11 protein-coding genes are annotated in these 13,866 nt (G+C 34.1%); all 11 read left to right on the top strand.

The annotated features are described in order from the left end of the window. Positions 1-36 precede the first annotated feature (36 nt). Entirely contained in the window at positions 37-2,148 is a 2,112-nt protein-coding gene (locus DFQ05_RS04735; RefSeq protein ID WP_132704062.1) for a Piwi domain-containing protein, read from the top strand. A 49-nt stretch (positions 2,149-2,197) separates the two neighbouring features. After that, positions 2,198-2,515 carry a DUF6660 family protein gene (locus DFQ05_RS13805; protein ID WP_132704060.1) on the top strand — a complete coding sequence of 106 codons (318 nt, stop codon included), beginning with the start codon at positions 2,198-2,200 and terminating at the stop codon, positions 2,513-2,515. 49 nt (positions 2,516-2,564) lie between these two features. After that, positions 2,565-4,751, top strand: a complete 2,187-nt coding sequence (locus DFQ05_RS04725) for a TonB-dependent receptor (RefSeq protein WP_132704058.1) — start codon at positions 2,565-2,567, stop codon at positions 4,749-4,751. A gap of 2 nt (positions 4,752-4,753) precedes the next feature. After that, the gene (locus tag DFQ05_RS04720) at positions 4,754-5,167 is read left to right on the top strand and encodes a Fur family transcriptional regulator (RefSeq protein WP_062618769.1); all 414 of its coding nucleotides are present in this window, start codon (positions 4,754-4,756) and stop codon (positions 5,165-5,167) included. A gap of 56 nt (positions 5,168-5,223) precedes the next feature. After that, positions 5,224-5,586, top strand: a complete 363-nt coding sequence (locus tag DFQ05_RS04715; protein ID WP_062619731.1) for a DUF3703 domain-containing protein — start codon at positions 5,224-5,226, stop codon at positions 5,584-5,586. Further along, the gene (gene merTP, locus DFQ05_RS04710; protein ID WP_062618771.1) at positions 5,583-6,170 is read left to right on the top strand and encodes a mercuric transport protein MerTP; all 588 of its coding nucleotides are present in this window, start codon (positions 5,583-5,585) and stop codon (positions 6,168-6,170) included. The genes DFQ05_RS04715 and merTP overlap by 4 nt, the downstream gene beginning before the upstream one ends. A gap of 5 nt (positions 6,171-6,175) precedes the next feature. Then, positions 6,176-6,382, top strand: coding sequence for a GDCCVxC domain-containing (seleno)protein (locus DFQ05_RS04705; protein WP_076692386.1), 207 nt, complete (start codon positions 6,176-6,178; stop codon positions 6,380-6,382). An 11-nt stretch (positions 6,383-6,393) separates the two neighbouring features. Further along, complete coding sequence (locus DFQ05_RS04700; protein WP_062618773.1) at positions 6,394-8,346, top strand: heavy metal translocating P-type ATPase; 1,953 nt, start codon at positions 6,394-6,396, stop codon at positions 8,344-8,346. 60 nt (positions 8,347-8,406) lie between these two features. Continuing rightward, the gene (locus DFQ05_RS04695) at positions 8,407-8,820 is read left to right on the top strand and encodes an HYC_CC_PP family protein (RefSeq protein WP_241974209.1); all 414 of its coding nucleotides are present in this window, start codon (positions 8,407-8,409) and stop codon (positions 8,818-8,820) included. A 109-nt stretch (positions 8,821-8,929) separates the two neighbouring features. Beyond that, on the top strand, positions 8,930-12,631 hold the full coding sequence (locus DFQ05_RS04690; protein WP_132704056.1) for an efflux RND transporter permease subunit: 3,702 nt from the start codon (positions 8,930-8,932) through the stop codon (positions 12,629-12,631). After that, positions 12,628-13,863 (top strand): TolC family protein, encoded by a 1,236-nt coding sequence (locus DFQ05_RS04685; protein WP_132704054.1) that lies wholly within the window; start codon positions 12,628-12,630, stop codon positions 13,861-13,863. The genes DFQ05_RS04690 and DFQ05_RS04685 overlap by 4 nt, the downstream gene beginning before the upstream one ends. Positions 13,864-13,866 lie beyond the last annotated feature (3 nt).

The following is a 13,866-nucleotide window of genomic DNA, read 5'->3' as shown; positions in this document are numbered from 1 at the left end:
ATTATGTAGGAAGTAATAACAAACACCTCATTATCTATGCAAGAACACTTAAAAACCAACATACTCAATTTTAAATGGCCAAGTAGTACACCTGTCATATATCTATCGTTAGAAGATATTGAGGGTAGCCATCCCATCCATAGATCAAAGTTTTCAAAGCAGATAAAAGAGGCGTTTCCAGATACAGATTTATCAGGTTTAGAGCATATTTTTACCACATTTACCCAAGAAATACCCAATGCCCCAAGTATCAAAATAAACTTGGTAAAGGATAAAGAACTACGCATATACAAACAATTCCTGAAGCACCAATTAAAAAACTACTTTTTAGAAAAGGGCTATATCGTAGTCAAAAACTTTGTACGTGATGTACAAGTGTGGATACCTTCAAAAAAAGGGAATACAGTAGACTATAATTTATACTACAAATTTTCATTTAAGATACAGTTTGCAAAACTTACAGATTTACCAGAGCTAATAGTCTCATATGATGGTACGTCAAAAGTGCTAACAAAGTCAGTTCAGGATATTGAGGAAACAGAGTTTATTAAGCGTTGCGTGTATGGTCAAAAGACATTCAATTACCAAATGGACCTCGATTCAGAGGATAGAGAAGACTTTTACAATAGCATAGATTTTAGTCAAGCCTTTCCAATATTCAATTTACAATTGGCAAGAGCTATAAGCATTCCAATTGAAGAATTAGAAAGGCCAAAAAACAAATACGAAAAGTATGTGACACTCATTTCCAATTTTGCAGAAAAGTATTTGTTTACAGAAGACTTCAAAGCCTTATTCCCTTTTAAGCAAGATGCCTTTATAGATGTTCCTGGCAACCGTATTAATCATATAAATCCTAACTTGGGCTTATTAGAGTTTGGTAAAGACCAATATGGCAATAAGAAAACCCATTTAGTGCCTAAAAAGGCAATGAATATCTTAAGCCCATATCGCAGACCAAACAATCAAAATATCAAGATATTTTTCATTTGCCACACCTCTCATAAAAACGATGTATTGAAGTTTTATGACAATTTTAAAAATGGTGTACAAACAGAGAAAGTTTTTTACAAAGGTTTAGAAGCCTATGTAAACATCAAAGCATCATCATCTAAAGAACACTTTATTGAGTTTACCAATGAAAACGACCCGATTCCAGAAATAATTGAAAAGTTGGAGAGCTTAACCTTCGACCACGATAATATAAAATACGCAGCATTTTATTTAAGCCCATTCGATAGGTTCACACCAGATCCAGACGACCGCGAAATTTACATCCGTATTAAAGAACTGTTTTTAAACGAAGGCATAGTTACTCAAGTGGTAGATTATGAAAAAATGGTAGTCAATATTGAAAATCAATACAACTTCCAATTTTCATTACAAAATATGGCATTGGCTATCCACGCTAAATTAGGTGGCGCACCTTGGAAGCTGGCAGTAACTGATAAAAAGGAATTGGTGATTGGTGTAGGAGCATTTACCAATCAAGGAGAAAACAGAAGGTATATAGCCAGTGCGTTTAGTTTTCAAAACAATGGTTTGTTTAGAAATTTTGAATATTTCAACCAAAACGAAACAGAGTTACTGGCTGGGAGTATTTTAAAAGCTATTAGGGATTTTACGTCTGTAGCAGAAGCAGATAAGGTAGTGATTCATTTTTACAAGGAAATGAAATATGAGGAGTTAAAACCCATAATAGAAGGGATGCACAAACTAAAATTAGGAGTGCCTTTATACATACTAAACATCAACAAAACAGAATCCGAAGACATCATTGCCTACGACTTAAATTGGGATAACAAACTAATGCCGGTTAGTGGTACATACATTCGTATTGCCGAAAATCAGTTTTTATTGTTTAACAATGCACGTTATCCAAGCGACCGTTTTTATTCAGATACCGATGGTTATCCATTCCCAATTAAAATAAAAATAAGCAGTCCAGATGAAGATGCTTTTGAAGATGTAGAGGTGATTGAAGAATTGTTAACCCAAGTATATCAGTTCAGCAGGTTGTATTGGAAATCTTTACGCCAACAAAATGTACCAATTACAATAAAATATCCCGAAATGGTAGCCCAAATAGCACCTCGTTTCGAAAACGGTGTTCCAGAGGATGCAAAAGACACACTATGGTTTTTGTAATTTCTTTTTTGCACAACCATTGCATCACTAAATTTTTATCTTTGTAACTGTGAAGTTTATAACAATCATATTATCCTTAATAATACTATTGCTTTCGGCAAAACCTTGTTCTGATGGTCAAAACATAGAAGACCAACATCAAGACGCAATAAGTGTTAATCACAACCATCAAGAAGATAGTGACGATACTTGTTCTGTAACTTGTATTTGCAATTGTTGTGGTATGTCTATTACTTACGAACCAATCAAGACATTTAATTTAAAACTCAATATTGAAATTTCATCGGAGTTAATTTCTACATATCAACCTATCTATAGGTTCAATTTCCTTTCCAACATTTGGCAACCGCCACAAGTAATAAGCTAAAGTAACACGATTTCAAATCAATTATTTAGTTAATTACAAATATAATTCAATGAATAAATACATATTGAGCATAAAGCTCATATTAATACTTTGCTTATCATTACAGGCACAAACATCAGACATACAAATTAAAGTCATCACAGAGGCAGAAAATGAGCCGTTAATGGGTGCTACCGTTTACTTTGAAGCATTAGAAAAAGGTGCGGTTACCAATTTTGATGGGATTGCAGAATTTACAGAAATACCAGATGGCGAACATCAAATAGTAATTTCCTTTTTAGGTTTTGAAACATTAGAAACCACAATTCAAATTCCAAGTAATATAGAATTAGTGTTTAAGCTAAAAGAAGGTGGTAACGAATTGGATGCTGTTGTACTTCAATCTACAAGAAGTACAAGAACTGTACGAAAAATACCAACTCGTATCGAGTTTATAGGTGCAGAAGAATTGGGCGAAAAAGCAATAATGAATCCTACTAATATTTCAATGGTACTTCGTGAAAGTACAGGAATACAAATGCAACAAACATCATTAAGTAGTGGTAGTACCAATATCCGTATTCAAGGATTGGATGGCAGGTACACACAGCTTTTAAGAGATGGGTTTCCATTATATGGTGGTTTTTCAAGTGGTTTAAGTATTTTGCAAATACCACCTTTAGACTTACAACAATTTGAAATAATCAAAGGAAGTTCATCAACACTATATGGTGGTGGTGCAATAGCAGGATTAGTGAATATGGTATCTAAAACACCAGATGAAGAACCTGCATTAGACATTATGCTCACACAAACACAAGCATTAGGAAGTACAGCTAATATCTTCTATAGTAAAAGAGATGAGAAATTTGGTTTTTCACTCTATGGTTCTGGTTACTATCAAAAAGCATACGACCCAGAAGATGATGGCTTTAGCAACCTACCAAAAACAACATCAATTTCTTTCAATCCTAAATTGTTTTATTATCCATCGGATAAAACAACACTTTGGTTTGGATTAAACGGAACGTATGACGATAGAATTGGCGGAGATATAACTAAAATTGAAGATGGCGAAAATGGGATTCATCAATACATAGAAGAAAACAATTCAAAACGATTAAGCAGTCAATTTGTATATGAGACCCAATTAGATTCTGTTAGCGCATTACAATTTAAAAATAGTGTTTCTTTTTTCGATAGGAATTTAACTGTTCCTGATTTTAATTTTGATGGTCAGCAAACAAACACTTTTACTGAAATCTCATATAATACAGCATCAGAAAAAACAGATTGGATAATTGGTGCTAATCTATATACCTCAAATTTTGATGAAAATGATAACGCACAATTACAGCGAGACCAAAAAGATGTAACCTTTGGAGCATTTGCAAATAACATTTATGATATTTCTGATAATTGGATATTAGAAACAGGATTAAGAGCAGATTACAATACTGATTTTGGTTTCTTTCCACTTCCAAGAATTTCATTACTCTATAAAAATAATAGTGGATTTTCAAGTAGAATTGGTGGAGGTTTAGGGTATAAGATTCCAGATATTTTTACTGAAGAAGCAGAGTATATCAATTTTGAAAATGTACTTGCTATAGATAAATCAACAGTAGATGCAGAACGTTCTTATGGTTTAAATTTCGATGTAAACTATCAAACACGTTTAACTGATGAGATTGGTTTTTCTGTGAATCAATTATTCTATGTTACAGCAATAAATAATGGACTGCTTTTAAATTCAACAAATAACGGATTATTTCAGTTTGAAAATGCAACAGATGAAATCTTTAGTAAAGGAGCAGAAACAAATATTAAATTCACCTACAAAGACTTTAGATGGTTTTTAAACTATGCATTTATTGATACCAAACTAAATTATTTACCTGGTAATCCACAGAAGCCTCTAACCGCAAAGCATAATGCAGGTAGTGTTGTAATGTACGAATCTGAAAAATGGCGAATTGGTTATGAAACCTACTATACAGGAAAACAATTTTTATCTAATGGAACTGAAACTACAGATTTTGTTACAATGGGTTTATTAGTTATGCGTAACTTTAAATTAGGTAGTGTATTTGTGAACTTTGAAAACTTTACAGATAGAAGACAAAGCAGATTTTCACCTTTGGTTTTACCACCTCACGAAAATCCCGTTTTTCCTGAAATTTACGCACCTACAGATGGTTTTATTTTTAGTGTAGGGCTTATTATTAAACCATTTGGTAACGAAGATGATGACTAATTATGGAAACGATAGAACAAGTATTAGAGTCAAAAGATATTCGCGTAACAGCAATGCGGTTGCTAATTTATAAGTTTCTTGCGGAAAAGAATGTTGCAGTAACCTTAAGTGATATTGAAAATGCTTTTGGAAAAGCAGATAGAACAACGCTTTACAGAACAATAAAAACTTTTGAGGAAAATGATATTGTACATCAAATAGACGATGGCACAGGGATAACAAAATATGCGTTATGCGAAAAGGGATGTAATTGTGATATAAAAACCGATTTACACTTACATTTCCATTGTAACAATTGCAATGAAACGATTTGCCTAACAGAACATAAAATACCGCAAATTAAAGTACCTGATGGTTTTGTGTCAGAGAATGTAAATTTGGTGGTAAAAGGTATTTGCGATAAGTGTAGTGGCTAATAATTGCACTTCCATTGCACTTACTATTAAAGTACATTTATCCAAAATTAGTGGATATGAAGTTTAATACTAAAATACCTAAACATCTGAAACAGGCGTATAACGAAGAATTAAAACTATACAGTTTCTGTTTAGAAAATAAGCATTTTAGCAATGCTTGGTATCATTTAGAACGTAGTCATATAATAGGACAATCTTATCCTATAGAGCATACCTATTCACATTGGCTAATGCTAAAGTTTGGATTTAGACAAAAAGATACTAAAGAAGTATTCGGTCAAATTATTAGATTGCTTGTTGGTGGCTGGAAATCATTTATAAATCACGTTCCTCTTGGTAACACAGGTGGCGCAAACGTACCACCATTAAAACGTATGCCTATTCCAAATGACATTGAAAAATTATTATATATAGAATGAAAAATAAATTAGCGGTTACAAGTATCCTAACAGCAATCACAGCTTCATTGTGTTGCATCACACCTGTTTTGGCATTAATTGCAGGTACAAGTGGTGTAGCTTCAACTTTTTCTTGGATAGAACCATTTAGACCTTACTTAATAGGGCTAACTATATTAGTTCTTCTCTTTGCTTGGTATCAAAAATTAAAACCAGAAAAAGAAATCGACTGTGAATGTGAAACGGATAAAAAACCAAAATTTATTCAGTCAAAAACCTTTTTAGGAGTTGTAACAGTATTCGCAATAGTGATGTTGGCATTACCATACTACTCAAGTATGTTTTATCCAAATTCAGAGAAACAAATTGTTATCGTTGATAAATCAAATATCAAAACAACAGAGTATAAAATAAGTGGAATGACTTGTGCCAGTTGTGAAGCTCACGTAAACCACGAAGTAAATAAACTTAACGGAATTGTAAACTCAAAAACATCATACAAGAATGGTAACGCAATCATTGAGTATGACCAAACTAAAACTAATGAATTAGAAATTGAGAAAGCAATTAATTCTACGGGTTATAAAGTAACTGATAAAAATTAAAATTGATGCAAACTATATTAAAATCGGAAATCACTTGCCCAACCTGTGGTCATAAAAAGAAAGAAGATATGCCAACTAACGCTTGTCAATTCTTTTACGAGTGTGAGCATTGTAAAACGGTTTTGAAACCAATCGAAGGAGATTGTTGTGTGTATTGTTCTTATGGTACAGTTCCTTGTCCACCAATTCAACAAAACAAAAGTTGTTGCTAAAACAAAACTAAATGAAAAAAAAGAAAGTCAATTTAAGAGATTTAAAACCAAATTCAGAAGAACAACATTCTCACGATGATGGTCACGACCACGGAGATGGAAGTGCATTCAAGACATACATTCCTGCTATTATAAGTTTTGTTATGTTAATGGTAGGTATCGCTGTAGATTATTTTGATGCGATTCCTCAATTTGAAGGATTGATTCGAGTAGTTTGGTACACTTTAGCATATATTCCAGTTGGATTTCCTGTAATTAAAGAAGGATGGAAAAGTCTTATAAAAGGCGATGTTTTTACCGAGTTCTTTTTAATGTCTATTGCCACCATTGGTGCGTTTATCATTGGCGAATATCCCGAAGGTGTTGCAGTAATGCTATTTTATGCAGTAGGAGAATTATTTCAAAACGCAGCAGTTAATAGAGCAAAAGGAAATATTAAAGCCTTATTAGATGTTCGACCAAAAGAAGCTAATGTATTTCGTGATGGTGATTATATAAGTGTGTCGCCAGAAGCTGTAAATATTGGCGAGAAAATACAAATTCGAGTAGGTGAAAAAATTCCATTGGATGGTATTTTATTATCCGAAAAAGCATCTCTAAACACCGCAGCATTAACAGGCGAAAGCAAACCAGATTCTATTCAGAAAGATGCAAAGGTTTACGCAGGTAGTATCAATTTAGAAAGTGTTGTTGAAGTTGAGGTAACCAACACCTTTGAAGATAGTTCTATTGCGAGAATATTAGACTTGGTTCAAAATGCTACAGCTCGTAAGTCTAAAACAGAATTATTCATCAGACAGTTTGCTCGTATCTACACACCAATTGTAGTGTTTTTAGCTATTGGTGTAACTTTTATACCATACTTTTTTGTAGATGATTATGTGTTTAGAGATTGGTTATACAGAGCATTAATTTTCCTGGTAATATCTTGTCCTTGTGCGTTAGTGATTTCAATTCCATTAGGATATTTCGGTGGATTGGGAGCAGCTTCAAAAAATGGAATATTATTTAAAGGTGCTTCATTTTTAGATGCAATGACCAAGATAAATACTTTGGTAATGGACAAAACAGGAACGGTAACCAAAGGAGTTTTCAAAATCAAAAGCATTAAGACCTTTGATTGGGATGAAGAAGAATTTATGAACTATCTAATGGCAATGGAAGAGCAATCTACACATCCTATTGCTAAAGCTATTATGGAATACCAGAAAGGAACCAACAATTTTGAAGCAAATAAGGTTTCTGAAGTTGCAGGAAAAGGGTTAAAAGGTATGGTAAAAGGTAAAGAAGTTTTGGTTGGAAATAAGGCTTTAATGGTATCCAATAATATAGAAGTGCCTAATGAAACTGAATCTATCGTGGAATCTATTGTCTTGGTAGCTATTGATAATGTTTTTGCAGGTTATGTGGTAATTGCGGACGAATTAAAGGAGGATGCTAAAGAAACCATATCAAGTTTACATAGGGTAGGGATTAAAAAAATAATGATGCTTTCAGGAGATAAAGATTCCATAACTCAACAAGTGGCAAAGGATTTAAAAATAGAAAATGCCAAGGGAGGTTTATTGCCAGAGGATAAATTAAATGAAGTTGAAGCATTAAAGAAAAATCCACAAAATAAAGTAGCCTTCATTGGTGATGGTATTAATGATGCACCTGTTTTAGCAGCAAGTGATGTAGGTATAGCAATGGGCGGATTAGGTAGCGATGTAGCCATAGAAACAGCCGATGTTATCATTCAAACCGACCAACCTTCAAAAGTAGTGAGAGCTATTAAAATAGGCAGTTCCACTCGAAAAATTGTATGGCAGAATATCATTTTGGCTTTTGGTATTAAAGTAATTGTACTGATTTTGGGAGCAGGAGGTTTGGCAACAATGTGGGAAGCTGTATTTGCAGACGTAGGCGTGGCTTTATTAGCAATTCTAAATGCGGTAAGGTTACAGAAAATGAAATGGAGTTGAGCATTAAACTTCTGTTAATTAAATAAGTATTTGTTAAAATTTCGTAACTTTGCAATTACAATGAAAAAAGTATTGCATAAAATAATGGCTTTCGCAATGGCTTTTGTAGTGTTATTCTCTACAATGTCATTTACTGTGAATATGCATTATTGCGGAGATACGTTAGTAGAAACTGCTATTTTTCATAAAGCCAAAGGGTGCGGAATGGAAATGGAAAAGCCTTCAACCGAAGGATGTTCTATTACCAAGAAAAATTGTTGTGATGATAAACAATTAGCAATTGAAGGTCAAGACGAATTACAATTGCAAGTTGACAAAATCACATTTGAACAACAAGTATTTTTAGCTTCATTTGTTTACACTTACATTAACCTTTTTGAAGGTTTAGAAAATAACGTTTCTACTTACGAAGAATATAAACCGCCACTCGTCATAAGGCAACTCTACAAGATTGACGAAACATACTTAATTTGATTTTTAAACAATAGACTTTTTTATCCTATGACTGCAATGTCGTAAGGATAATTTGCTGTATTCGGTGTTTTTCTTACACCAATGTCTAACTGTTTAATAATCAAAGCCAATGCTCAATAAAAGCATCAAATTTTTAATAGAAAATAAACTCGTTGCAGTTCTGCTACTCGTCCTTTTTGTAGGATGGGGAACGGTTAATGCACCTTTCAATAGGGATACTGGTTTCTTACCAAGTAATCCAGTTGCTGTAGATGCCATACCAGATATAGGCGAAAACCAACAAATCGTTTTTACCAAATGGGATGGTCGCTCACCACAAGATATAGAAGACCAAATTACCTATCCATTAACCACATCATTATTGGGTATTCCTGGAGTAAAAACCATTCGTAGCTCGTCTATGTTTGGCTTTTCCAGTATCTACATCATTTTTGAAGAAGATATAGAGTTTTACTGGAGTCGAAGTCGCATTCTCGAAAAACTAAATTCCTTACCAAGTGGTTTATTACCTGATGGTGTTAATCCTGCTTTGGGACCAGATGCTACAGGATTAGGTCAAATATTTTGGTACACACTCGAAGGTCGTGATGAAAATGGAAATGTAACGGGTGGTTGGGATTTGCACGAATTACGTAGTATTCAAGATTACTATGTAAAATATGCATTGTCATCTGCAAGTGGTGTATCTGAAGTTGCATCTATTGGTGGTTACGTGCAAGAATATCAAGTTGATGTAAACCCAGAGTTAATGCGTCAATATAATATTGGCTTGCACCATATTGTAAAAGCAGTTAAAGAAAGTAACCGAGATATTGGAGCACAGACTTTAGAAATCAATCAAGCCGAATATCTGGTACGTGGTTTGGGTTATGTGAAATCCATAGCAGACATCGAAAATGCAGTTGTAACTTCAGAAGATTACACAGCTATCAAAATTAAAGATGTGGCAAAAGTGTCTTTAGGTCCTGCAACAAGACGTGGAATTTTAGACAAAGAAGGTGCAGAAGTGGTTGGTGGTGTTGTAGTAGCACGTTATGGCGCTAACCCAATGGAAGTGATTAATAATGTAAAAGCCAAAATAAACGAATTAAGCGCAGGACTACCTACAAAAACGTTGGCAGATGGTAGAACATCACAAGTAACTATAGTACCATTTTACGACCGTACAGAATTGATTCAAGAAACATTGGGTACACTCAATGAAGCCTTAACTTTAGAAATACTCATTACCATTTTGGTCATTATCATAATGGTATTTAATCTTCGTGCTTCCGTATTGATTTCAGGGCTATTACCTGTTGCGGTGTTAATGGTATTTATAGCAATGAAGCTCTTTGGTGTCGATGCCAATATTGTAGCACTATCAGGCATTGCTATTGCTATTGGTACAATGGTAGATGTTGGTGTCATACTTTCAGAAAACATCGTAAGGCATTTAGACGAAAACGAAAACAAATTACCAATAAACACAGTCGTTTACAACGCAACAGCAGAAGTATCTGGTGCAATCGTAACCGCAGTAATGACAACCATTATCAGTTTTATTCCTGTATTTACAATGATTGGTGCAGAAGGAAAACTATTTAGACCATTAGCATTTACTAAAACCTTTGCTTTAACAGCGTCCATAATTGTAGCCTTATTTCTAATACCACCGTTTGCGGCCTTTTTATTCCGAAAAAAGAGCATTCAAAAACATTTTAAATATGCTTTAAACGGTGTTTTAATAGTATTAGGAATAGCAGCAATAATTTATGGATATTGGTTAGGTGTCATACTCATCGCTTTTGGTGTGACAGCTTTATTGAATCTTCAAAACAAGATTTCAGATAAACAGGCAAACTTTGCCAACATCATCATTTCGGCTTCAGCAATTGTATTCTTATTAGCAGAATATTGGCGACCGTTAGGCGTAAATAAAAGCATCTTCTTAAACCTCATTTTTGTAGCTATTATTTGTTTTGGTTTGTTAGGTGTATTTGGATTATTCATTAAATACTACACACGTATTTTAAGATGGTGTTTAGACAATAAATTATTATTTCTTTCCATACCTACAGCAATTGTCATTGCAGGATTTTTCATAATGAAAAATACAGGTAAAGAGTTTATGCCATCATTAAATGAGGGTTCTTTTCTGTTAATGCCTACCTCAATGCCACATTCGGGTGTAGAAGAAAATAAGCGCGTTTTGCAACAATTGGATATGGCAGTAGCAAGTATTCCAGAGATAAAAACTGTTGTTGGTAAAGCAGGAAGAACTGAATCGGCTTTAGATCCTGCACCATTATCAATGTATGAAAACATCATTCAATACAAACCAGAATATATGCTGAATGATAAAGGAGAACGTCAGCGTTTCAAAGTCAATGAAGACGGTGAATACATATTAAAAAATGGTATGTCATTGCGAGCGGAACACCGTGAAGCGTGGCAATCTCTAAATGCAAAAGAACAACTAATCCCAGACGATGATGGCGAGTTTTACAGAAACTGGCGACCAGAAATACAATCACCAGACGATATTTGGAACGAAATTGTAAAAGTCACCAAATTACCAGGTGTCACATCAGCACCAAAATTACAACCTATTGAAACTCGATTGGTAATGCTACAAACAGGTATGCGTGCACCAATGGGAATCAAAATAAAAGGACAAGATTTAAAAGAAATTGAAGCCTTTGGAATGCAGTTAGAAACCATTTTAAAAGAAGCTGAAGGTGTAAAGGATGAAGCCGTTTTTGCAGACCGTATTGTAGGTAAACCGTATTTACTTATTGATATTGACAGAGAAAAAATTGCACGTTATGGTGTAAGTATTGAAGAGGTGCAAAACGTATTAAAAGTAGCTGTTGGTGGTATGTCATTAACCCAAACCGTTGAGGGTCGTGAGCGTTATGGCGTTCGTGTACGTTATCCAAGAGAATTACGAGCAAATCCAACCGACTTACAACAAATTTATGTACCTGTTGAAAAAGGCAGTCCTGTACCTTTAAACGAATTGGCAACCATTCGTTACGAACAAGGACCACAAGTCATAAAAAGTGAAGATACCTTTTTGGTAGGCTATGTGTTATTCGATAAAATGGATGGTTATGCAGAAGTAAATGTAGTTGAAAATGCACAGGCGATGATTCAAAGCAAGATTGATGCAGGTGAATTAATTGTACCAAAAGGCATTAACTATCAATTTACAGGAACTTATGAAAACCAATTACGTGCCGAAAAAACCTTATCGATAGTTGTGCCTTTAGCATTGGCTATCATCTTTTTAATTCTGTACTTCCAATTCCGTTCTGTCGGTACATCCTTAATGGTTTTTACAGGGATTGCAGTAGCGTTTGCAGGTGGTTTTTTAATGATATGGTTGTACGGACAATCGTGGTTTTTAAACTTCAGTGTCTTTGGTGAAAACCTGCGTGATTTATTCCAAATGCATCCCATTAATTTAAGTGTAGCTGTTTGGGTAGGCTTTATTGCGCTTTTTGGAATTGCCACCGACGATGGTGTGGTTATGGCAACCTACTTAACACAGACATTCGACAGAAATTCACCAGAAACAAAAAAGGAAATTAGAGCCTCTATTGTGGAAGCAGGTGAAAAACGTATTAGACCGTGTTTAATGACTACAGCAACAACCATTTTAGCACTCTTGCCTGTACTCACATCAACAGGACGAGGTAGTGATATTATGATTCCTATGGCAATACCGAGTTTCGGTGGAATGTTAATAGCTTTAATCACCTTATTTGTTGTGCCAGTTTTATATAGCTTGAAAGCCGAAGTTCAACTTAAAAGAGCATCAAAATGAAATATAAATCAATACACATAAAAATCGTCTTGGCTCTTGGCTCTTGTTTCTTGAGTCTTTTTGTAAACGCTCAACAATTAGAAACATTAATTGATGAAGCGTTAGAAAACAATCCCGAAATTCAAAAATTTGAGTTGCAATACAAACGAGTTTCAGAAAAAGTGAATGAAGTCAATACGATTCCTAATACTGAATTTGGTGTAGGTTATTTTGTAAGTGAACCAGAAACACGAACAGGCGCACAACGTTTTAAAGTGTCAGCAAAACAAATGTTGCCTTGGTTTGGTACAATAACGTCAAGAGAAAATTATGTGAGTGCATTGGCAGATGCTAAATACGAAGACATTGTTATTGCCAAACGAAAATTGATGGCATCGGTAGCACAATCCTATTACAAGTTATACGCCAATAAAGCTAAACAAGACGTATTAGCTCAAAATATCCAACTATTAAAAACCTATGAAACACTGGCACTCACATCTGTTGAGGTTGGTAAAGCATCAGCAGTAGATGTATTGCGTTTACAAATGCGTCAAAATGAATTGCAACAACTCAAAGATGTATTGTATCAACAATTTTTATCTGAACAAACGAATCTAAATAACCTTTTAAACAGGGAAAATGATGTTGAGGTTACTGTAGTAGATAGCTTAACCATTCCAATAGAAGATTTTGAAATTAATACTGAAAATCTATCAGTACATTCTGAATTGTTGAAGTATGATAAACTCTACCAATCCATTGAACAATCCGAATTGTTAAACCAAAAAGAAAGTAGCCCAATGATTGGTTTTGGATTAGACTATATCAATGTTTCCGAAAGGCCAGATATGAATTTCTCGGATAACGGAAAGGATGTTGTAATGCCAATGGTATCGGTTTCAATCCCCATTTTCAATAAGAAATACAAATCTATTTCTAAACAAAACGAACTGGAACAGCAAGAAATTAATTATCAAAAACAAGAGCGTTTAAACAGTTTAAAAACAATGTTAGATAAAGCTATTAACGACCGTATATCAGCAAGGATAAGTAATACTACAGCAACAAAGAACATCAAGCAAGCTAAAGATGCAGAACAAATTCTCATCAAAAGCTATGAAACTGGCACTATTGATTTTAACGATGTTTTAGATATTCAAGAGTTACAATTAAAGTTTCAAATGGGCCAGATAGAAGCGATTAAAAATTATTATTTACAGAGTACCATTATTAATTATTTAATTCAATAAAAT

Origin of the sequence: Winogradskyella wandonensis (genome assembly GCF_004346845.1) — a bacterium.
Classification (GTDB): Bacteria; Bacteroidota; Bacteroidia; order Flavobacteriales; family Flavobacteriaceae; genus Winogradskyella; species Winogradskyella wandonensis.
The sequence above is the reverse complement of the archived record's forward strand: the minus strand, read 5'-3'. Positions and strand labels throughout refer to the sequence as shown.

Bases quoted from the DNA above. Each gene is read 5' to 3' on its own strand.
- DFQ05_RS04700 (WP_062618773.1), top strand. From the start codon at position 6,394: ATGAAAAAAAAGAAAGTCAATTTAAGAGATTTAAAACCAAATTCAGAA.
- DFQ05_RS04715 (WP_062619731.1), top strand. From the start codon at position 5,224: ATGAAGTTTAATACTAAAATACCTAAACATCTGAAACAGGCGTATAAC.
- DFQ05_RS04690 (WP_132704056.1), top strand. From the start codon at position 8,930: ATGCTCAATAAAAGCATCAAATTTTTAATAGAAAATAAACTCGTTGCA.
- DFQ05_RS04685 (WP_132704054.1), top strand. From the start codon at position 12,628: ATGAAATATAAATCAATACACATAAAAATCGTCTTGGCTCTTGGCTCT.
- DFQ05_RS04695 (WP_241974209.1), top strand. From the start codon at position 8,407: ATGAAAAAAGTATTGCATAAAATAATGGCTTTCGCAATGGCTTTTGTA.
- DFQ05_RS04720 (WP_062618769.1), top strand. From the start codon at position 4,754: ATGGAAACGATAGAACAAGTATTAGAGTCAAAAGATATTCGCGTAACA.
- DFQ05_RS04735 (WP_132704062.1), top strand. From the start codon at position 37: ATGCAAGAACACTTAAAAACCAACATACTCAATTTTAAATGGCCAAGT.
- DFQ05_RS04725 (WP_132704058.1), top strand. From the start codon at position 2,565: ATGAATAAATACATATTGAGCATAAAGCTCATATTAATACTTTGCTTA.
- merTP (WP_062618771.1), top strand. From the start codon at position 5,583: ATGAAAAATAAATTAGCGGTTACAAGTATCCTAACAGCAATCACAGCT.
- DFQ05_RS04705 (WP_076692386.1), top strand. From the start codon at position 6,176: ATGCAAACTATATTAAAATCGGAAATCACTTGCCCAACCTGTGGTCAT.